Here is a 20977-nt window from a genome sequence, read left to right as displayed (position 1 = left end):
TGGGTGGTAGGAGATGCCGGGCGCCTGGCGCCCGGCCCCTTTCACTTTAGTGATGAACCAGCATGCCGGTCAGCCAGTAAGCCTGGATCAGGGTGATCAGGCCGACGATGGTGGCGAAGAACAGGCTGTGCTTGACGGTGAAGCGGAACAGGTCCGATTCCTTGCCGACCAGGCCGGTAGCGGCGCAGGCCACGGCGATGGACTGCGGCGAGATCATCTTGCCGGTTACGCCGCCGCTGGTGTTGGCCGCGACCAGCAGGGTGTCGTTGACGCCGATCTGGTGGGCGGTGGTGGCCTGCAGCGAGCTGAACAGGGCGTTGGACGAGGTGTCGGAGCCGGTCAGGAACACGCCCAGCCAGCCGAGGAACGGCGAGAAGAACGGGAACGCAGCGCCGGTGCCGGCCAGTACCAGGGCCATGGTCGAGGACATGCCGGAGTAGTTGGTGACGAAGGCGAAGGCCAGCACCATGCCGATGGACAGGATTGGCCAGCGCAGCTCCCAGAAGGTTTCTTTGAAAGTGGTCAGACCAGTTTTGAAGTTGATCTTCAGCACGGCCATGGAGATCAGGGCCGACAGGAAGATCGCCGTGCCGGTGGCGGAGATCGGGTCGAGCTTGAACACTGCCGGCATGGCGGTAGGCGCGGTGACGATCGGGGCGGTCTTGATCACCAGCTGGTCAAGGTGCGGGATGGCGAAGTTGAACACGAAGTTGTACATCGCGCCGCCTGGGGCGAACGCGGCCTTGAACGGCTTGAGGGTCCAGATGGTCACCAGCACGGTGAGGATCAAAAACGGCGACCAGGCCTTGAAGATCTCGCCAAAGCTGTACGGGGTTGGCTGGCTGCCACCCGACTGCACCACAGCGGCGCCGACGCTGCCCTTAGCTTCGCTGAACGAGCGCTTGGGCTGCCAGACTTTCAGGAACAGGGTCAGGCAGATCAGGCTGGCCAGGGCCGAGGTGATGTCCGGCAGCTCCGGGCCGATGAAGTTGGAGGTGAAGTACTGGGTGACGGCGAAGCTCAGGCCGGCTACCAGGGCGGCAGGCCAGGTTTCTTTCACGCCGCGCAGGCCGTCCATCATGAACACCAGCCAGAACGGCACGAACAGCGACAGCAGCGGCAGCTGGCGGCCGGTCATGGCGCCGATGTGGAAGGCGTCGATACCGGTGACTTGCCCTGCGACGATGATCGGGATACCCAGGGCGCCGAAGGCTACCGGTGCGGTGTTGGCGATCAGGCACAGGCCGGCGGCGTACAACGGGTTGAAGCCCAGGCCCACCAGCAGTGCGGCGGTGATGGCCACCGGGGCGCCGAAGCCGGCTGCGCCTTCAAGGAAGGCACCGAAGCAGAAGCCGATCAGCAGCACCTGCAGGCGCTGGTCGTCTGTGATCGACAGCACCGAGCTGCGGATCACTTCGAACTGGCCGCTCTTGACCGTGAGTTTGTAGAGGAACACCGCGGCAACGATGATCCAGGCGATTGGCCACAGGCCGTACAGGAAGCCATAGCCGGCGGCAGCCAGGGCCATGTCCACGGGCATCTGGAAGGCGAAGATGGCCACCAGGATCGACAGTGCAAGGGTGATGCTGCCGGCGACGTGGCCCTTGAGGCGGAACACGGCGAGGGCGAGGAAGAAGAACACGATGGGAACGACCGCCGCCAGTGCGGACAGGCCGAGACTACCGAGCGGGGTATAGAGTTGTTGCCAGGTTTGCATACGGGGTGGCCCCTAATTGTTGTTGGTCAGGCACTGGCATTGGATAATTGGTAAGACCAATTTACAATGGCTGGTCGCTAGGTTAAAAGCCACTTCGTGGGTGTGTCAATTTGTCCTGTGGAAAACTTTGGTCGCATGCCGATGAGCGGGCGACTGAGTGGCGCTGAAAAACGCCAACTGATGGGTGTCGGGGTGGGCTGGTTAGGCGCAGAATAGGCGCCCCCGGCCCGGTACCGCCGGGGTTTGTGGAGAGCATGTGATGGTTTTTGATCAGGTCCGCCAACGGCGCCTGTCCGACGACATCGTCGATCGGTTGGAAGGGATGATTCTGGAAGGCACGCTGACCTCGGGGCAGCGGCTGCCGGCCGAGCGGGCCCTGGCCGAGCAGTTCGGGGTGTCGCGCCCGTCGTTGCGTGAGGCGATCCAGAAGCTGGTGGCCAAGGGGCTGCTGGTCAGCCGTCAGGGCGGCGGCAACTATGTGGCCGAGTCACTGGGCTCGACCTTCAGCGACCCGCTGCTCAAATTGCTCGAAGGCAGCCCCGAGGCGCAGCGCGACCTGCTGGAGTTTCGCCATACGCTGGAGGCGTCCTGCGCCTACTACGCGGCGCAGCGCGCCACCGGGCCGGACCGCGAGCGCTTGAAGGTGGCCTTCGATGCGCTGCAGGACTGCTACAACCGGGTTGACGAGGTCAGCCGGGCGGAGGAGGGCGCGGCCGATGCGCGCTTTCACCTGGCGATTGCCGAGGCCAGCCACAATGCGGTGCTGCTGCACACCATCCGCGGGCTGTTCGATTTGCTCAAGCGCAACGTGGTCACCAACATCGGCGGCATGTACCAGCAGCGCAGCGAAACGCGCGACATGCTGATCAGCCAGCATCGCGAGTTGTACCAGGCGATTGTCGAGGGGCGAGCCGAGGAGGCGCGGGAGGTGTCCAGCCGGCACATTCTGTATGTGCAGGAGGTGCTGGAAGAGGCGCAGGAAGAGGCTCAGCGGGTGGCGCGGGCAGAGCGGCGCAGCGGGCGGTAGAGACTTCGCCCGCTTTCACGGTTTCTGTAGGAGCGGCCTTGTGTCGCGAAAAGGGCGCGCAGCGGCCTCAGGCCTTTTGCATCATTGAAGATCGCCGGGGCTGCTGCGCAGCCCTATCGCGACACAAGGCCGCTCCTACAGTGACCGCGCAGGGCAGAAATTACTCTTCCTTGCCCTTGTTGCGCATGGTGCGCTGCAGCTCGCGGTTGGAGTCGCGCTCGCGCACGGTGTCGCGCTTGTCGAACTCCTTCTTGCCCTTGCCGAGTGCGATTTCGCACTTGATCAGGTGCTTGCTCCAGTACAGCGACATCGCCACACAGGTGTAGCCCTTTTGCGCCACGGCGGCTTCCAGGCGCTCCAGCTCGCGCTTGTTCAGCAGCAGCTTGCGGGTGCGGATGGGGTCGGCGATGACGTGGGTGCTGGCGGTGGTCAGCGGGGTGATGTGGCTGCCGAACAGCCAGGCTTCGCCATCCTTGAGCAGCACGTAGCTGTCGGTCAGGTGCGCCTTGCCGGCCCGCAGGCTCTTTACTTCCCAACCGGACAGGACCAGCCCGGCCTCGAACTTGTGTTCGATGAAGTAATCGTGTCGCGCCTTTTTGTTCTGCGCGATGGTCCCGGTCGGATGTTTCTTTTGCTTAGCCATAGGGGCCGCATTATAGGGAGTCGCCGCGCGCTCGGCTACGGGGTTTAGCTGCGCTTGAGCCTGTAGGACGAATCCCTGACAATGGAGGCCTTGTTCTGTTGATCAGAACTGTTTTTCCGGCGCTGCGAGGCGCCGCCGCCCCGTTTGGAAGTGATGCCTGGATGACTACCCATATTCAACGCTCGGCCCTGCTGCCATACCCTGCCCAGGCGCTTTACGACCTGGTCAACGATGTGGCCAGCTACCCGCAATTCTTGCCCTGGTGCTCGGCTTCGACGGTGATCGAGGTGAGCGACACGCACATGCGGGCGAAGCTGGATGTGGCCAAGGGCGGCATGAGCCAGCATTTCGTCACGCGTAACGTGCTGGTGCCGGGGCAGTCCATCGAGATGAACCTGGAAGAGGGGCCGTTCACCCAGCTGCATGGGCTGTGGGTGTTCAAGCCGCTGGGCGAGAAGGCCTGCAAGATCAGCCTGGACCTGTCGTTCGATTACGCCGGCGCCCTGGTGCGCGCCACCCTGGGCCCGCTGTTCAACCAGGCGGCCAATACCATGGTCGATGCGTTCTGCCAGCGGGCCAAGCAGCTGTATAGCTGAGGGGCAACGAGGGCCTTTTCTGTTCACGCCGCCCCTGTAGGAGCCGGCTTGCCGGCGATCACCGGCAAAGCCGGTGCCACCCAATGGGCCTTGTGCTGCCCAAGCGGGCCTCATCGCCGGCAAGCCGGCTCCTACAGGGCCTAGACACGGCCAATAAAAAAGCCCGGGCAATGCCCGGGCTTTTTTGTGCGCAGTGTTTACTGCGGTGAGGTTTCCAGCGGGGCCGGGGTGGGCACCGGGGTGGTCTCGATGGTGTCGATTTCTTTCTGGATCGAGTCTTCCAGCGAGCCTGCCTTGGCCGGCTTCTCGGCAGGCTGGCCTTGGTGGGCCGGGCTGACGGTGGTGTCGCCGCTGCCGCCGAGAATTTCCTGGTCGCGGCTGACACCTGGCATGAAGTCGCCGGCCAGGCTGACCAGTTGGTCGCTCTCGTTGAAGAAGATGCTCATGCGCTCTTGCTGGCGCTGGCCACCACCGGGCTGCAGGCTGTACAGGTAGTCCCAGCGGTTGGTGTTGAAGGTGTCCTGGAGCAGGGGGTTGCCCATGATAAACCTTACTTGCCGGCGGGTCATTCCCGGGCGCAATTGGTCTATCATGTCCTGCGTGACGACATTGCCCTGCTGGATGTCGATTTTGTAAACCCCGGGAAACGAGCAACCGGCGAGTGCGAGCAGTCCCACGAGGGTGAGGCTGGTTAGCAAGAGCTTGGTGTTGTTTTGCATCGGTGGGCGACTTCCACTATCTTGGCTGGACAACGTAAACCCCGATCATACCCGTATTAAGAGAAGCTGCGAAGCAGCATCGGCGAGAAAGCTGACCATGGTTGAAAATAGCGAATTGCGCAAAGCCGGCCTCAAGGTGACCCTGCCTCGAGTCAAGATTCTTCAGATGCTCGACTCTACCGAGCAGCGTCACATGAGTGCCGAGGATGTCTACAAGGCGCTGATGGAGGCTGGCGAGGACGTTGGCCTGGCGACCGTGTACCGCGTTCTGACCCAGTTCGAAGCGGCTGGCCTGGTGGTTCGCCACAACTTCGACGGCGGCCATGCGGTGTTCGAGCTGGCTGACGGCGGCCACCACGACCATATGGTCAACGTGGATAGCGGCGAAGTCATCGAGTTCATGGATGCCGAGATCGAACGCCGGCAAAAGGAAATCGTGGCCGAGCACGGCTTCGAACTGGTGGACCACAACCTGGTCCTCTACGTGCGTAAAAAGAAGTAACGATTTACGTCGTTATGGGCAGCAAAGGCGACCTTCGGGTCGCCTTTGTGTTTTCTAGGGGGGTAAAGACCGCTGTAGGAGCGGCCTTGTGTCGCGAAAGGGCTGCGCAGCAGCCCCTGCAGTCATCGAATGATGCATAGATCCTGAGGCCGCTACGCGCCCTTTTCGCGACACAAGGCCGCTCCTACAGGCGATTGCGTGCTGGCTATGCCTTGCTGCTCACCACCATCTTGCGTGCATGGGCCAGGGATTCCTTGGTCAGGTCGATGCCGCCCAGCATGCGTGCCACTTCTTCCACCCGCTCGCGCTTGCCTAGATTGGCCACGGCGGTGTGGGTGGTGTCGCTGTGGCGCACCTTGTGCACGAACAGGTGGTGGTGGCCCTGGGCTGCGACCTGCGGCAGGTGGGTCACGGTCAGTACCTGGCCGCGCTCGCCCAGGCGGCGCAGCAACTGGCCGACGATCTCGGCGGTGGGGCCGCCGATGCCGACGTCCACTTCGTCGAACACCAGGGTGGGGATGCGTGAGGTTTGCGCGGTGATCACCTGAATCGCCAGGCTGATACGCGAAAGCTCGCCGCCCGAGGCGACCTTGGCCAGCCCCTTGAGCGGTTGCCCGGGGTTGGCGCTGACCAGCAGCTCGATCTGTTCCAGGCCGTGGGGCGACAGTTCGGCGTGCTCGAAAGGGGTCAGCTCGATGCAGAAGCGCCCGCCGGGCATCCCTAAGCGCTGGATCTCCTGCTCCACGGCAGTGGCCAGCTGGGTGGCGGCCTGCCGGCGCAGGGCGCTCAGCTCGGTGGCCTTCTCTTTATAGTGCTGCGCGTAGGCGGCCAGTTCTTCGCCCAGGCGCTCGATGGACTCGTCGCTGGCATTGAGGCCTTCGATTTCTTCCATCAGGCGCTGCTGCAGGTGCGGCAGCTCGGTGGGGTGCACGCGGTGCTTGCGGGCCAGGGTGTAGATGGCGTCCAGGCGTTCTTCCAGCGTTTGCAGGCGCATGGGGTCGGCGTCGAAGTGGTCGAGGAAGCGGTTGAGCTCGCCGACGGCTTCTTCTACCTGAATTTGCGCGCTGGCGATCAGGTTGACTGCCTCGCCCAGGGCTTTGGGGGCGTTGGCCACGGCGGTGAGGCGGTTGAGGCTGACGGTCAGGGCGCTGAGCACGTTGCCCGAGTCGCTTTCGCTGCACTGGTCGATGACCTGGCGGCAGATGCCGAACAATGCTTCGGCGTTGGTCAGGTTCTTGTGTTCCTGCTCCAACTGCACCAGCTCGTTTTCGCCCAGGCCCAGGTTGTCCAGCTCTTCCAATTGATAGCTGAGCAGTTGGTGGCGCGCGCGCTGTTCGTCGCCGGAATTGCTCAGGCGCTCGAGCTCCTGGCGGGTCTGCTGCCAGCGGCGGGCGGCCAGTTGCACCTGGCGGGCCAGGTCGATGGCGCCGGCGTATTCGTCCAGCAGGCGGCGGTGGGTGTCGGTTTTCAGCAGCGACTGGTGCTCGTGCTGGCTGTGGATGTCGATCAGCAGCTCGCCCAGGGCCTTGAGGTCGCCGAGCGGGCAGGGCGTGCCGTTGATGTAGCCGCGGCTGCGGCCTTCGGCGGTGATCACCCGGCGCAGGATGCACGGGCCGTCGCTTTCGAGGTCGCGCTCGGCCAACCAGGTGTGGGCCTCGGGGATGTCGCCCAGGTCGAAGGTGGCCAGAATGTCGGCCTTGTCTGCGCCGGGCCGCACCACGCCGCTGTCGGCACGGTCACCCAGGGCCAGGCCCAGGGCATCGAGCATGATCGATTTGCCAGCCCCGGTTTCGCCAGTGATCACGGACATGCCGCGGGCGAGTTCGAGGTCGAGGTGTTCGACGATGGCGTAGTTGTGAATGGACAGGTGCAGCAGCATGGGGCGGCTCCCGAGGGCTGAGGTCTGGTTATTTATACAGTGGTTTTGCGCCTGCTGACAATGCCCGCCCGATGAATGTGGAAAAGCGCCCTTGCCCTTGAAGCTGGTTTTTCCGGCCCCATATAGCCGGCAGACACGGCGAGCTTTGCTCGTACAACAGAAATTGTGGAGGAGAGACCCCATGGCTGACGAACAGCTGAACGAGAAAGACCTTAATGCCGAAGAGGCCGCTGCAGTGGATACCGGCGCCCGCGTTCAGGAGCTCGAGGAGCAGCTGGCCGCGGCCAAGGATCAGTCCCTGCGTGTGGCTGCCGAAGCGCAGAACAGCATTCGCCGCGCCGAGCAGGAAGTCGACAAGGCGCGCAAGTTTGCGCTGGAGAAGTTCGCCGGCGACCTGCTGCCGGTGATCGACAGCCTGGAGCTGGCCCTGGCCCACTCCAACGTCGAAGACGAACAGGTGAAGAAGATCCGCGAAGGCGTCGAGCTGACCCTGAAAATGTTCCAGGACACCCTCAAGCGCTACAACCTCGAAGCCATCGACCCGCACGGCCAGCCGTTCAACGCCGAGCACCACCAGGCGATGGCCATGCAGGAAAGCGCCGATGTCGAGCCGAACAGCGTGCTGAACGTGTTCCAGAAGGGCTACCTGCTCAACGGCCGCCTGCTGCGCCCCGCCATGGTGGTGGTCAGCAAGGCGCCGGCCGCGCCGCAGCCATCGATCAACGAGAAGGCTTGAAATCTGTCGGGGCATCCCCATCTAGGTGTCAAGCACTCAAGTATTACCGCAGTTGGCCAATGTAGCCGCTGCCACCCAATTCAAGTTTCGGGAGAATCAACATGGGCAAAATCATCGGTATCGACCTGGGGACCACCAACTCCTGCGTCTCCATCCTGGAAAACGGTAACGTCAAGGTCATCGAAAACGCCGAAGGCGCGCGTACTACCCCTTCGATCGTGGCCTACGCCAACGACGGCGAAATCCTGGTTGGCCAGTCGGCCAAGCGCCAGGCCGTCACCAACCCGCACAACACCCTGTTCGCCGTGAAGCGCCTGATCGGCCGCCGCTTCGAAGAAGACGTCGTGCAGAAAGACATCAAGCTGGTGCCTTACAAGATCGTCAAGGCCGGCAACGGTGACGCCTGGGTACAAGCCAACGGCAACGACATGGCGCCGCCGCAGATCAGCGCCGAAGTGCTGAAAAAAATGAAGAAGACCGCCGAGGACTACCTGGGCGAGCCGGTCACCGAAGCGGTCATCACCGTACCGGCCTACTTCAACGACAGCCAGCGCCAAGCCACCAAAGACGCCGGCCGCATCGCGGGCCTGGAAGTCAAGCGCATCATCAACGAACCGACCGCCGCTGCACTGGCGTACGGCATGGACAAGGCCAAGGGCGACCACACCGTCATCGTTTATGACCTGGGTGGCGGTACCTTCGACGTTTCGGTCATCGAAATCGCCGAAGTCGACGGTGAGCACCAGTTCGAAGTACTGGCCACCAACGGCGACACCTTCCTGGGTGGCGAAGACTTCGACATGCGCCTGATCGACTACCTCGTCGACGAGTTCAAGAAAGAGTCCGGCATGGACCTGAAGAACGACCCGCTGGCCCTGCAGCGCCTGAAAGAAGCCGCTGAAAAGGCCAAGATCGAGCTGTCCTCGGCCCAGTCGACCGACGTCAACCTGCCGTACATCACTGCAGACGCGACCGGCCCGAAACACCTGAACGTGAAGATCTCCCGCGCCAAGCTGGAATCGCTGGTCGAAGACCTGGTCAACCGTACCATCGAGCCTTGCCGCATCGCCCTGAAAGACGCCGGCATCGACGCCAGCAAGATCGACGACGTGATCCTGGTCGGTGGCCAGACCCGTATGCCGATGGTGCAAAAGGCCGTTGCCGACTTCTTCGGTAAAGAAGCGCGCAAGGACGTCAACCCGGACGAAGCCGTGGCCATGGGTGCTGCCATCCAGGGCGCCGTACTGGCCGGTGACGTGAAAGACGTACTGCTGCTGGACGTCAGCCCGCTGACCCTGGGTATCGAAACCATGGGCGGCGTGATGACCGCGCTGATCGAGAAGAACACCACCATCCCGACCAAGAAGTCGCAGGTGTTCTCGACTGCCGACGACAACCAGGGCGCCGTGACCATCCACGTGCTGCAGGGCGAGCGCAAGCAAGCCGCGCAGAACAAGTCGCTGGGCAAGTTCGACCTGTCGGACATCCCGCCAGCGCCACGCGGCGTGCCACAGATCGAAGTGACCTTCGACATCGACGCCAACGGTATCCTGCACGTCGGCGCCAAAGACAAGGCCACCGGCAAGGCTCAGTCGATCGTGATCAAGGCCAACTCCGGCCTGTCGGACGAAGAGATCGAGCGCATGGTGCGTGACGCCGAGGCCAACGCCGAGGAAGACCGCAAGTTCGAAGAGCTGGCCGCTGCCCGTAACCAGGGTGACGCGCTGGTGCACTCGACCCGCAAGATGGTCGTCGACGCCGGTGACAAGGTCACTGCCGAAGAGAAAACCGCCATCGAAGCGGCCGTGGTTGCCCTGGAGGCCGCTGTCAAAGGCGACGACAAGGCTGCCATCGACGCCAAGGTCGAGGAGCTGTCCAAGGTGTCGGCCCCGGTTGCCCAGAAGATGTACGCCGAGCAGCAGGCCGAGCAACCGCAGGGCGGCGCCCAGCAGGCCGAGCCTGAAGCCAAGCACGATGACGTGGTTGACGCCGAGTTCGAAGAAGTCAAAGGCGACGACAAGAAGTAATCGTTGCATGCTGTCGCCCGTTCACCGGCTTAGCGCGGTGAACTGGTAGGATGTCGCCGCGCGGGGGCTTGCTCCCGCGTTGGCGTGTCTGGAACACGAGAATTTTTACAGCATCTGTCTGGGCGCATTCGCGTATGGCGGCAGGTGTTGGCGGCACGGCGCGACAGCTGCGCGCCGGTGCCAAACACCCCAAGAGTGCAAATGACCTATGTCCAAGCGTGATTTTTATGAGGTCCTGGGTGTCGAGCGCGGCGCCAGCGAAGGCGACCTCAAGAAGGCCTACCGCCGTCTGGCGATGAAGTACCACCCGGACCGCAACCCCGGCGACAAAGAGTCGGAAGACCTGTTCAAGGAGGCCAACGAGGCCTACGAAGTGCTGTCTGACGCCAGCAAGCGTGCCGCCTACGACCAGTACGGCCACGCCGGTGTCGACCCGAGCATGGGTGGCGGCGGTGCAGGCTTCGGCGGCGCCAACTTCTCCGACATCTTCGGTGACGTATTCAGTGACTTCTTCGGTGGTGGTCGTGGCGGTGGTCGCAGCGGTGCCCAGCGCGGCAGCGACCTGCGTTACACCCTGGAGCTGAACCTCGAAGAAGCGGTGCGTGGCACCACGGTCAGCATCCGCGTGCCGACCCTGGTCAACTGCAAGCCGTGCGACGGCTCCGGCGCCAAGAAGGGCTCGACCCCGTCGACCTGCCCGACCTGTGGCGGTATCGGCCAGGTACGCATGCAGCAAGGCTTCTTCTCGGTGCAGCAAACCTGCCCGCGCTGCCATGGCCAGGGCAAGATCATCACCGACCCCTGCACCTCGTGCCATGGCGAAGGCCGTGTCGAAGAGTACAAGACCCTGTCGGTCAAGGTGCCGGCCGGCGTTGATACCGGTGACCGCATCCGCCTGTCCGGCGAAGGCGAGGCCGGTGCCCATGGCGGCCCGACCGGTGACCTGTACGTGGTCATCAGCGTGCGCGAGCACGCGATCTTCCAGCGCGACGGCAAGCACCTGTACTGCGAAGTGCCGATCAGCTACACCGACGCAGCCCTTGGCGGCGAGCTGGAAGTGCCGACCCTCGATGGCCGGGTCAAGCTGAAAATTCCTGAAGGCACCCAGACCGGCAAGCAGTTCCGCCTGCGTGGCAAGGGTGTGGCGCCAGTGCGTGGCGGTGGTGCCGGCGACCTGCTGTGCCGCGTCGCGGTAGAAACGCCGGTCAACCTCAGCCGTCGCCAGCGCGAACTGCTCGAAGAGTTGCGCAGCTCGCTGGAAGTCGACAGCTCCCACTCGCCCAAGGCCAGTGGCTGGTTCGAAGGCGTGAAGCGCTTCTTCGGCGATCTCTGACAAGGAGCAGGCTATGCGACGTATTGCAGTGATGGGCGCCGCCGGGCGCATGGGCAAGGTGCTGATCGAGGCTGTGCAGCAGCAGGCGCCCAAGGCTGGCCTGACCGCCGCCATTCACCGCCCGGACAGCACCCTGGTGGGTGCCGACGCCGGTGAACTGGCCGGCCTGGGGCGCATCGGCGTGCCGATCGTCGACGACCTGGCCAAGGTGGTCGACGAGTTCGATGTGCTGATCGACTTCACCCACCCGTCGGTGACCCTGAAAAACCTGGCGTTCTGCCGCAAGGCGGGCAAGGCCATGGTCATCGGCACCACCGGCTTCAGCGCCGAAGAAAAGCAGCTGCTGGTGGAGGCGGGCAAGGAAATCCCGATCGTCTTCGCCGCCAACTTCAGCGTGGGCGTGAACCTGTGCCTGAAGCTGTTGGATACCGCGGCCCGTGTGCTGGGAGACGAGGTGGACATCGAGATTCTCGAAGCCCACCACCGGCACAAGGTCGATGCGCCGTCGGGTACTGCCCTGCGCATGGGTGAGGTAGTGGCTCAGGCGCTGGGGCGCGACCTGCGCGAGGTGGCGGTGTATGGCCGTGAAGGCCAGACCGGCGCCCGTGACCGCCAGACCATCGGTTTTGCCACGGTGCGTGCCGGTGATGTGGTCGGTGACCACACCGTGCTGTTCGCCGCCGAAGGCGAGCGCGTGGAGATCACCCACAAGGCCTCGAGCCGCATGACCTTCGCCAAGGGCGCGGTGCGTGCAGCGCTGTGGCTGGATGGGCGCGAGCCTGCGCTGTATGACATGCAGGATGTGCTCGAACTGCATTGATGGCCCGATCGCCGGCAAGCCGGCTCCTACAGGTACGGCATTGCCTTCGGGCCTGGTGCGGTCCCTGTGGGAGCGGGCTTGCCCGCGAAGCAGGCGCCGCCGATCCGGGTTCTGTCGCATTCATGTGTTTTAGAGACACATATGCGGTAGACCCAAAACGCACTTTTCTGTAAGCTACAGCTTTAGTGTGTCCACTAAAAGCGCGCAGCGAATTGAATTCAGCACATGAAAGCGGGGTGACGTGTCCATACGTCACTCCGCTTTTTTGCAACCTGCGATCGCCCTTTCATGCTTGATTTACGGGAGGTCTTCTTGACAAAGCCAGCCATACTCGCCCTTGCCGACGGCAGTATTTTCCGCGGTGAAGCCATCGGTGCCGACGGTCAGACCGTCGGTGAGGTGGTATTCAACACCGCTATGACCGGCTACCAGGAAATCCTTACAGACCCTTCCTACTCGCAGCAAATCGTCACCCTGACCTACCCGCACATCGGCAACACCGGCACCACGCCGGAAGACGCCGAGTCGAACCGCGTCTGGTCTGCCGGCCTGGTCATCCGTGACCTGCCGCTGCTGGCCAGCAACTGGCGTAACACCCAGTCGCTGCCTGAGTACCTCAAGGCCAACAACGTCGTTGCCATCGCCGGCATCGACACCCGTCGCCTGACCCGTATCCTGCGCGAAAAAGGCGCCCAGAACGGCTGCATCCTCGCCGGTGACAACATCACCGAAGAGCAGGCCATCGCCGCTGCCCGCGCCTTCCCGGGCCTCAAAGGCATGGACCTGGCCAAGGTCGTCTCCACCAAGGAGCGCTACGAGTGGCGTTCCAGCGTGTGGGAGCTGAAAACCGACAGCCACCCGACCATCGACGCTGCCGACCTGCCGTATCACGTGGTTGCCTTCGACTACGGCGTCAAGCTGAACATCCTGCGCATGCTGGTCGCCCGTGGCTGCCGCGTGACCGTGGTACCGGCCCAGACCCCGGCCAGCGAAGTGCTGGCACTCAACCCGGACGGCGTGTTCCTGTCCAACGGCCCGGGTGATCCCGAGCCGTGCGACTACGCCATCCAGGCGATCAAAGAGATCCTCGAGACCGAGATCCCTGTGTTCGGTATCTGCCTGGGCCACCAGCTGCTGGCCCTGGCCTCCGGCGCCAAGACCGTCAAGATGGGCCACGGCCACCACGGTGCCAACCACCCGGTCCAGGACCTGGACACCGGCGTGGTCATGATCACCAGCCAGAACCACGGTTTCGCCGTAGACGAAGCCACCCTGCCGGGCAACGTTCGCGCCATCCACAAGTCGCTGTTCGACGGCACCCTGCAGGGTATCGAGCGTACCGACAAGAGCGCGTTCAGCTTCCAGGGCCACCCTGAAGCGAGCCCAGGCCCGACCGACGTCGCGCCACTGTTCGATCGTTTCACCGATGCCATGGCCAAGCGCCGCTGAGCATCCTGCATCAAGGCCCCGGGGCGGCGAACGCCGCACCCGGAAGCGCCTGACCCAGATTGTTCAAGACGGCTTGCCGACTGACCCGCGGATTTGAGTGACAACCATGCCAAAACGTACAGACATCAAAAGCATCCTGATTCTCGGCGCTGGCCCGATCGTGATCGGCCAGGCCTGCGAATTCGACTACTCCGGCGCCCAGGCCTGCAAAGCCCTGCGCGAGGAAGGTTTCCGCGTCATCCTGGTGAACTCCAACCCGGCCACCATCATGACCGACCCGGCCATGGCCGACGCCACCTACATCGAGCCAATCAAGTGGCAGTCGGTGGCCAAGATCATCGAGAAAGAACGCCCCGACGCCGTCCTGCCGACCATGGGTGGCCAGACTGCCCTGAACTGCGCCCTGGACCTGGAGCGCCACGGCGTTCTGGAGAAGTTCGGCGTAGAGATGATCGGTGCCAACGCCGACACCATCGACAAGGCCGAAGACCGTTCGCGCTTCGACAAGGCGATGAAAGACATCGGCCTCGAGTGCCCGCGCTCGGGTATCGCCCACAGCATGGAAGAGGCCAATGCGGTGCTCGAGAAGCTCGGCTTCCCGTGCATCATCCGCCCGTCGTTCACCATGGGCGGCACCGGTGGCGGCATCGCCTACAACCGTGAAGAGTTCGAAGAAATCTGCGCCCGCGGCCTCGACCTGTCGCCGACCAAGGAGCTGCTGATCGATGAATCGCTGATCGGCTGGAAGGAATACGAGATGGAGGTGGTCCGCGACAAGAAGGACAACTGCATCATCGTCTGCTCCATCGAGAACTTCGACCCGATGGGCGTGCACACCGGTGACTCGATCACTGTCGCACCGGCACAGACCCTGACCGACAAGGAATACCAGATCATGCGCAACGCCTCGCTGGCGGTGCTGCGTGAAATCGGTGTCGAAACCGGCGGCTCCAACGTGCAGTTCGGTATCTGCCCGAACACCGGCCGCATGGTCGTGATCGAGATGAACCCGCGTGTATCGCGTTCGTCCGCCCTGGCTTCGAAAGCCACCGGCTTCCCGATCGCCAAGATCGCCGCCAAGCTTGCCATCGGCTACACCCTCGACGAACTGCAGAACGACATCACCGGCGGCCGCACCCCGGCGTCCTTCGAACCGTCGATCGACTACGTCGTCACCAAGCTGCCGCGTTTTGCCTTCGAGAAATTCCCGAAAGCCGACGCCCGCCTGACCACCCAGATGAAATCCGTGGGTGAAGTCATGGCCATCGGCCGTACTTTCCAGGAGTCCCTGCAGAAAGCCCTGCGCGGCCTGGAAGTCGGTGCCTGCGGCCTCGACCCGAAAGTCGACCTGGCCAGCGCCGACGCTGCCAGCATCCTCAAGCGCGAGCTGACCGTACCGGGCGCCGAGCGTATCTGGTACGTGGCCGACGCCATGCGTTCGGGCATGACCATCGAAGAAATCTTCGAACTGACCGGCATCGACCTGTGGTTCCTGGTGCAGATGGAAGACCTGATCAAGGAAGAAGAGAAGGTCAAGACCCTGGCCCTGTCGGCGATCGACAAGGACTACATGCTGCGCCTCAAGCGCAAGGGCTTCTCGGACCAGCGCCTGGCCGTGCTGCTGGGTATCACCGACAAGAACCTGCGCCGTCACCGCCACAAGCTCGAAGTGTTCCCGGTGTACAAGCGCGTCGACACCTGCGCCGCCGAGTTCGCCACTGACACCGCCTACCTGTACTCGACCTACGAGGAAGAGTGCGAGGCCAATCCGTCGACCCGCGACAAGATCATGATCCTGGGTGGCGGCCCGAACCGTATCGGCCAAGGCATCGAGTTCGACTACTGCTGCGTGCACGCGGCCCTGGCGCTGCGTGAAGACGGTTACGAGACCATCATGGTCAACTGCAACCCGGAAACCGTCTCCACCGACTACGACACCTCCGACCGCCTGTACTTCGAGCCGCTGACCCTGGAAGACGTGCTGGAAGTGTGCCGCGTCGAAAAACCCAAAGGCGTGATCGTCCACTACGGCGGCCAGACCCCGCTGAAACTGGCCCGCGCCCTGGAAGAAGCCGGCGTACCGATCATCGGTACCAGCCCGGACGCCATCGACCGCGCCGAAGACCGCGAGCGCTTCCAGCAGATGGTGCAGCGCCTGAACCTGCTGCAGCCGCCAAACGCCACCGTGCGCAGCGAAGATGAAGCCATCCGCGCTGCCGGCAGCATCGGCTACCCGCTGGTGGTGCGCCCGTCCTACGTACTGGGCGGCCGCGCCATGGAGATCGTCTACGAACTGGACGAGCTCAAGCGCTACCTGCGTGAAGCGGTACAAGTGTCCAACGACAGCCCGGTACTGCTCGACCACTTCCTCAACTGCGCCATCGAGATGGACGTGGATGCGGTGTGCGACGGTACCGACGTGGTCATCGGCGCGATCATGCAGCACATCGAACAGGCCGGCGTTCACTCCGGTGACTCGGCGTGCTCGCTGCCGCCTTACTCGCTGAGCAAGCAAGTGCAGGACGAAGTCCGCGTTCAGGTCAAGAAAATGGCCCTGGAACTGGGCGTTGTCGGCCTGATGAACGTGCAGCTGGCCCTGCAGGGCGACAAGATCTACGTGATCGAAGTCAACCCGCGCGCCTCGCGTACCGTGCCGTTCGTCTCCAAGTGCATCGGCACTTCGCTGGCGATGATCGCGGCCCGCGTCATGGCTGGCAAAACCCTGAAAGAGCTGGGCTTCACCCAGGAAATTATCCCGAACTTCTACAGCGTCAAGGAAGCCGTCTTCCCGTTCGCCAAGTTCCCGGGGGTTGACCCGATCCTCGGCCCTGAGATGAAATCCACTGGTGAAGTCATGGGCGTCGGCGACAGCTTCGGTGAAGCCTTCGCCAAGGCCCAGATGGGTGCCAGCGAAGTGCTGCCGACTGGTGGTACCGCGTTCATCAGCGTGCGTGACGACGACAAGCCACAAGTGGCTGGCGTTGCCCGCGACCTGATCGCCTTGGGCTTCGAAGTGGTCGCAACCGCCGGCACCGCCAAGGTGATCGAAGCGGCCGGCCTGAAAGTGCGCCGTGTGAACAAGGTGACCGAAGGCCGCCCGCACGTGGTCGACATGATCAAGAACGACGAAGTGTCGCTGATCATCAACACCACCGAAGGCCGCCAGTCGATTGCCGACTCGTACTCGATTCGCCGCAATGCGCTGCAACACAAGATCTACTGCACCACCACCATTGCGGCCGGTGAAGCCATCTGCGAGGCGCTGAAATTCGGTCCGGAAAAGACCGTTCGTCGCCTGCAGGATCTGCATGCAGGACTCAAAGCATGAGCATTACCAAGTACCCGATGACCGTCCAGGGCGCTCGCGCCCTGGAAGAAGAGCATCTGTTCCTGAGCAAGACCGAGCGCCCGCGCCTGAGCCAGGCGATCGGCGAGGCCCGTGAGCTGGGCGACCTCAAGGAGAACGCCGAATACCATGCCGCCCGTGAGGAGCAGGGCATGGTCGAGGCGCGTATCCGTGACATCGAAGGCCGCCTGCAAAACTCGGTGGTGATCGACGTCACCACCATCGCCCACACCGGCAAGGTGATTTTCGGGACCACCGTGGACCTGGAAAACACCGAAACCGGCGATCAGGTGACCTACCAGATCGTTGGCGAGGACGAGGCCGACATCAAGAAGGGCAAGCTCTCGGCCGGTGCGCCGATCGCTCGCGCCATCATTGGCAAGGAAGAGGGCGACACTGTTGTCGTCAAGACGCCAAGCGGCACGGTCGAGTACGAGATTGTCGAAGTCAAGCACATCTGACCGGCGCCTGCGGGCGCCTTCCCTCGAGGGTATCCTCTGGCAACTGGCCCAGGTGTTCTGGGTCGGCGGCCTTTGGGTGTTCCACGTGGGGTTGGTGCCGGCGCTGAAAGTCAGTGGTCTTGCGCCCTTGCTGGTGCATGACGTGGCCGGGCAGATCGACCGCTGGTTGATCGGCGTGGCCATGCTCGGGCTGCTGGTGCAGCTGGCGGTATTGGCGAGGGTGGATGGCCTGGCGGCCTGGTGGCGGCAGTTTCGCGGCCAGATGCTGCTGCTCGGCTTTGCTGCCTGCATCAGTTATTACACGCTGCGCTACGGGATTTCCGTGGGCGAGCGCTGGCAGATGTTCTGCTTTTTGGTGCTGGGTTTCTCCGGCATCGTGCTGGTGGCCCAGCCGGTTCCGGTGAGGGCGCGGCGTTAGCCGGGCATCTCGGGCCTGTACGGTACGTGTGGGAGCGGGCTTGCCGGAGTGCCGGACCACCGCGAACATGGGCGAAGCCCGTGCCATCCATCGCGGTGGCTGCTTCGCGGGCAAGCCCGCTCCCACAGGGCCTTTCAGCCCTGCGTCCGATCGTTACTTGTAACGGTGGATATTGGACAGCTGCTTGTTCGGCTGCGGGTTCTTGCGGTAGATCAGCGCCTTCTTGCCGATGGTCTGCACCAGTTCGGCGCGGCCGGCCTTGCACAGCTCGGCGATGACGGCAGCACGTTCTTCACGGTCTTCCGAGCGGATTTCGACCTTGATCAGTTCGTGATCGACCAGGGCGCGTTCCAGTTCGGCGACGACGCCTTCATTCAAACCATTGCCCGCGACGATCAGAACCGGCTTCAGGTCATGACCAATGGACTTGTATTGCTTCTTCTGCTCGTTGTTGAGCGGCATAATCTGACCCTTTTCGTCTGATTCTGTAAAATTGACGGGCATTTTACCCGAGGGCCTGTGGCTCCGCCCAGTCAAACACGACGCATATCATCGAGGTGCCCCGTGGTACAACGTTCCAAAAGCAGCGCAAACTGGCTGCGCGAGCATTTCAACGACCCCTTCGTCAAGCAGGCGCAGAAGGACGGCTACCGTTCGCGCGCCAGTTACAAGCTGCTGGAGATCCAGGAAAAGGACAAGCTCATCCGCCCTGGCATGAGCGTGATCGACCTCGGCGCAGCCCCGGGTGGCTGGTCGCAGGTGACCAGCCGTCTGATCGGCGGGCAGGGGCGGCTGATCGCCTCGGACATCCTGGAAATGGACGCCATCGCCGACGTGACCTTCATCCAGGGTGACTTCACCAAGGACGAGGTGCTTGCGCAAATCCTGCAGGCGGTGGGCGATTCGCACGTGGACCTTGTGATTTCCGACATGGCCCCCAATATGAGTGGTACGCCCGCGGTGGATATCCCGCGCGCCATGTTCCTCTGCGAGCTCGCACTGGACCTGGCGAGCCGCGTACTGCGCCCAGGCGGCGACTTCCTGATCAAGATCTTCCAGGGTGAAGGTTTCGACGTTTACCTGAAGGAAGTGCGCAGCAAGTTCGACAAGGTGCAGATGCGCAAGCCTTCGTCGTCGCGGGACCGCTCCCGTGAGCAGTACCTGCTGGGGCGAGGATTCAAGGGGGCGTGAGCGGTTTTGCGTGGTGGCTGATAGTTATTTCCAATCGGCCACTGCGTCAGGATCGTCCGAACTTCGTGTAGTCTAGCTTTCACAAAGGGTTACAGACGGTGCCTGCGTGTGCGTAGGTAATGTAGTAAGTTAGGGCGATGAATATCATGCGAGGCACGGTTGCGTCGTGCGCCGGCCTCAGAGGGTAGCGAATTGAACGACATGGCAAAGAATCTGATCCTCTGGTTGATCATCGCCGCCGTCCTGGTGACGGTGATGAACAACTTCTCGAGCCCTAACGAGCCGCAGACCCTCAACTATTCCGACTTCATCCAGCAGGTCAAGGATGGCAAGGTCGAGCGCGTGACCGTCGACGGCTACATCATTACCGGCAAGCGCACCGACGGCGACAACTTCAAGACCGTCCGTCCGGCCATCACCGACAACGGCCTGATTGGCGACCTGGTCGACAACCACGTCACCGTCGAAGGCAAGCAACCTGAGCAGCAGAGCATCTGGACGCAACTGCTGGTCGCCAGCTTCCCGATCCTGGTGATCATCGCCGTGTTCATGTTCTTCATGCGCCAGATGCAGGGCGGAGCGGGCGGCAAGGGCGGCCCGATGAGCTTCGGCAAGAGCAAGGCGCGCCTGCTGTCCGAAGACCAGGTGAAAACCACCCTGGCTGACGTCGCCGGTTGCGACGAGGCCAAGGAAGAAGTCGGCGAGCTGGTCGAATTCCTGCGTGACCCGGGCAAGTTCCAGCGCCTGGGTGGCCGCATCCCGCGTGGCGTGCTGATGGTCGGCCCGCCCGGTACCGGTAAAACCCTGCTGGCCAAGGCCATTGCCGGCGAAGCCAAGGTGCCGTTCTTCACCATTTCCGGTTCCGACTTCGTCGAGATGTTCGTCGGCGTGGGTGCCAGCCGTGTGCGCGACATGTTCGAGCAGGCTAAAAAGCACGCACCGTGCATCATCTTCATCGACGAGATCGACGCTGTTGGTCGCCACCGTGGCGCCGGCATGGGCGGTGGTCACGACGAGCGTGAGCAAACCCTCAACCAGTTGCTGGTGGAGATGGACGGCTTCGAGATGAACGATGGCATCATCGTCATCGCCGCCACCAACCGCCCGGACGTACTCGACCCTGCGCTGCTGCGCCCGGGCCGCTTCGACCGCCAGGTGGTGGTCGGCCTGCCGGACATCCGTGGCCGCGAGCAAATTCTGAAAGTGCACATGCGCAAGGCGCCACTGGGCGAAAACGTCAACGCGGCGGTCATCGCCCGTGGTACCCCTGGCTTCTCCGGTGCGGACCTTGCCAACCTGGTCAACGAGGCGTCGCTGTTCGCTGCCCGTGCCGGCAAGCGTCTGGTCGAGATGAAAGAGTTCGAGCTGGCCAAAGACAAGATCATGATGGGTGCCGAGCGCAAGACCATGGTCATGTCCGAGAAAGAGAAGCAGAACACCGCTTACCACGAGGCCGGCCACGCCATCGTCGGTCGCGTCGTGCCCGAGCACGACCCGGTCTACAAGGTGTCGATCATCCCGCGCGGTCGTGCCCTGGGCGTGACCATGTTCCTGCCTGAAGAGGACCGCTACAGCCTGTCCAAGCGCGCTCTGATCAGCCAGATCTGCTCGCTGTACGGTGGCCGTATCGCCGAAGAAATGACCCTGGGCTTCGATGGCGTCACCACCGGTGCCTCCAACGACATCATGCGTGCCAGCCAGATCGCCCGGAACATGGTCACCAAGTGGGGCCTGTCCGAGAAGCTCGGCCCGCTGATGTACGCCGAAGAAGAGGGCGAAGTGTTCCTCGGTCGCAGTGCCGGCAGCCAGCACGCCAGTGTGTCGGGCGAGACCGCCAAGCTGATTGACTCCGAGGTGCGCAGCATCATCGACCAGTGCTACGCCACGGCCAAGCAGATCCTCACCGACAACCGTGACAAGCTCGACGCCATGGCCGAGGCCTTGATGAAGTACGAAACCATCGATGCCGACCAGATCGACGACATCATGGCTGGCCGCACCCCGCGCGAGCCGCGCGACTGGGACAACGATGCCGGTACTTCTGGCAACCAGGCCTCCCAGGGTGACCGTCCGGAATCGCCGATCGGCGGGCCAGCTGCACAGCACTAAGGCT

General features: G+C 63.1%; 18 protein-coding genes. 13 read left to right on the top strand and 5 right to left on the bottom strand.

Annotated features, from left to right (window positions below):
• Nucleotides 1-46 precede the first annotated feature (46 nt).
• Nucleotides 47-1717 (bottom strand): lactate permease LctP family transporter, encoded by a 1671-nt coding sequence (locus tag ACI2KK_RS06160; protein WP_404668258.1) that lies wholly within the window; start codon nucleotides 1715-1717, stop codon nucleotides 47-49.
• Between the two features lie 259 nt (nucleotides 1718-1976).
• On the opposite strand from ACI2KK_RS06160, the gene ACI2KK_RS06155 reads away from it, so the two are divergent.
• The gene (locus tag ACI2KK_RS06155) at nucleotides 1977-2744 is read left to right on the top strand and encodes an FCD domain-containing protein (protein WP_217841703.1); all 768 of its coding nucleotides are present in this window, start codon (nucleotides 1977-1979) and stop codon (nucleotides 2742-2744) included.
• A 160-nt stretch (nucleotides 2745-2904) separates the two neighbouring features.
• On the opposite strand, the gene smpB is transcribed toward ACI2KK_RS06155, so the two are convergent.
• Nucleotides 2905-3387 (bottom strand): SsrA-binding protein SmpB, encoded by a 483-nt coding sequence (smpB, locus tag ACI2KK_RS06150; protein ID WP_011532120.1) that lies wholly within the window; start codon nucleotides 3385-3387, stop codon nucleotides 2905-2907.
• 161 nt (nucleotides 3388-3548) lie between these two features.
• On the opposite strand from smpB, the gene ACI2KK_RS06145 reads away from it, so the two are divergent.
• Nucleotides 3549-3983, top strand: a complete 435-nt coding sequence (locus ACI2KK_RS06145) for a type II toxin-antitoxin system RatA family toxin (protein WP_217841705.1) — start codon at nucleotides 3549-3551, stop codon at nucleotides 3981-3983.
• Between the two features lie 197 nt (nucleotides 3984-4180).
• On the opposite strand, the gene bamE is transcribed toward ACI2KK_RS06145, so the two are convergent.
• Entirely contained in the window at nucleotides 4181-4702 is a 522-nt protein-coding gene (gene bamE / locus ACI2KK_RS06140; RefSeq protein ID WP_369989607.1) for an outer membrane protein assembly factor BamE, read from the bottom strand.
• Nucleotides 4703-4799: 97 nt separating this feature from the next.
• Between bamE and fur the strand changes: the two genes are divergently transcribed.
• Nucleotides 4800-5204 (top strand): ferric iron uptake transcriptional regulator, encoded by a 405-nt coding sequence (fur, locus tag ACI2KK_RS06135; RefSeq protein ID WP_217841707.1) that lies wholly within the window; start codon nucleotides 4800-4802, stop codon nucleotides 5202-5204.
• 205 nt (nucleotides 5205-5409) lie between these two features.
• Here fur and recN read toward each other — a convergent pair whose 3' ends face one another.
• Nucleotides 5410-7083: a DNA repair protein RecN gene (gene recN, locus ACI2KK_RS06130; protein ID WP_404668257.1), complete on the bottom strand. Its 1674-nt coding sequence runs from the start codon at nucleotides 7081-7083 to the stop codon at nucleotides 5410-5412.
• A 181-nt stretch (nucleotides 7084-7264) separates the two neighbouring features.
• Between recN and grpE the strand changes: the two genes are divergently transcribed.
• The 8 genes from grpE to ACI2KK_RS06090 all read left to right on the top strand — a co-directional run bounded on the left by grpE (nucleotide 7265) and on the right by ACI2KK_RS06090 (nucleotide 17673).
• On the top strand, nucleotides 7265-7819 hold the full coding sequence (gene grpE, locus ACI2KK_RS06125) for a nucleotide exchange factor GrpE (RefSeq protein WP_217841709.1): 555 nt from the start codon (nucleotides 7265-7267) through the stop codon (nucleotides 7817-7819).
• Nucleotides 7820-7920: 101 nt separating this feature from the next.
• On the top strand, nucleotides 7921-9846 hold the full coding sequence (gene dnaK, locus ACI2KK_RS06120) for a molecular chaperone DnaK (protein WP_217841710.1): 1926 nt from the start codon (nucleotides 7921-7923) through the stop codon (nucleotides 9844-9846).
• A 208-nt stretch (nucleotides 9847-10054) separates the two neighbouring features.
• Nucleotides 10055-11179, top strand: a complete 1125-nt coding sequence (dnaJ, locus tag ACI2KK_RS06115; RefSeq protein WP_217841711.1) for a molecular chaperone DnaJ — start codon at nucleotides 10055-10057, stop codon at nucleotides 11177-11179.
• A gap of 13 nt (nucleotides 11180-11192) precedes the next feature.
• Nucleotides 11193-11999, top strand: coding sequence for a 4-hydroxy-tetrahydrodipicolinate reductase (dapB, locus tag ACI2KK_RS06110; protein WP_369989611.1), 807 nt, complete (start codon nucleotides 11193-11195; stop codon nucleotides 11997-11999).
• A 312-nt stretch (nucleotides 12000-12311) separates the two neighbouring features.
• Nucleotides 12312-13448: a glutamine-hydrolyzing carbamoyl-phosphate synthase small subunit gene (gene carA / locus ACI2KK_RS06105; RefSeq protein WP_060509372.1), complete on the top strand. Its 1137-nt coding sequence runs from the start codon at nucleotides 12312-12314 to the stop codon at nucleotides 13446-13448.
• A gap of 106 nt (nucleotides 13449-13554) precedes the next feature.
• Nucleotides 13555-16776 carry a carbamoyl-phosphate synthase large subunit gene (gene carB, locus ACI2KK_RS06100; RefSeq protein WP_404668256.1) on the top strand — a complete coding sequence of 1074 codons (3222 nt, stop codon included), beginning with the start codon at nucleotides 13555-13557 and terminating at the stop codon, nucleotides 16774-16776.
• Nucleotides 16773-17255, top strand: a complete 483-nt coding sequence (gene greA / locus ACI2KK_RS06095) for a transcription elongation factor GreA (protein WP_217841715.1) — start codon at nucleotides 16773-16775, stop codon at nucleotides 17253-17255. The genes carB and greA overlap by 4 nt, the downstream gene beginning before the upstream one ends.
• Nucleotides 17233-17673: an MFS transporter gene (locus ACI2KK_RS06090; RefSeq protein ID WP_404668255.1), complete on the top strand. Its 441-nt coding sequence runs from the start codon at nucleotides 17233-17235 to the stop codon at nucleotides 17671-17673. Before greA ends, ACI2KK_RS06090 begins: the two co-directional genes overlap by 23 nt.
• A 153-nt stretch (nucleotides 17674-17826) precedes the next feature.
• On the opposite strand, the gene yhbY is transcribed toward ACI2KK_RS06090, so the two are convergent.
• A complete protein-coding gene (gene yhbY, locus ACI2KK_RS06085; protein WP_060509368.1) occupies nucleotides 17827-18135 on the bottom strand; it encodes a ribosome assembly RNA-binding protein YhbY in 309 nt (102 codons plus the stop codon).
• 102 nt (nucleotides 18136-18237) lie between these two features.
• Here yhbY and rlmE point away from each other — a divergent pair, with 102 nt between their 5' ends.
• Both rlmE and ftsH read left to right on the top strand, forming a co-directional pair.
• On the top strand, nucleotides 18238-18864 hold the full coding sequence (gene rlmE, locus ACI2KK_RS06080) for a 23S rRNA (uridine(2552)-2'-O)-methyltransferase RlmE (protein WP_217841717.1): 627 nt from the start codon (nucleotides 18238-18240) through the stop codon (nucleotides 18862-18864).
• A 201-nt stretch (nucleotides 18865-19065) separates the two neighbouring features.
• Nucleotides 19066-20973, top strand: a complete 1908-nt coding sequence (gene ftsH, locus ACI2KK_RS06075) for an ATP-dependent zinc metalloprotease FtsH (RefSeq protein WP_217841718.1) — start codon at nucleotides 19066-19068, stop codon at nucleotides 20971-20973.
• Nucleotides 20974-20977: the final 4 nt, after the last annotated feature.

Source organism: Pseudomonas sp. NPDC089406 (assembly GCF_044900265.1).
Taxonomy (GTDB): Bacteria; Pseudomonadota; Gammaproteobacteria; order Pseudomonadales; family Pseudomonadaceae; genus Aquipseudomonas; species Aquipseudomonas fakonensis.
Note: the sequence above shows the minus strand (reverse complement) of the source record. Positions and strands in the feature narration are given on the sequence as shown.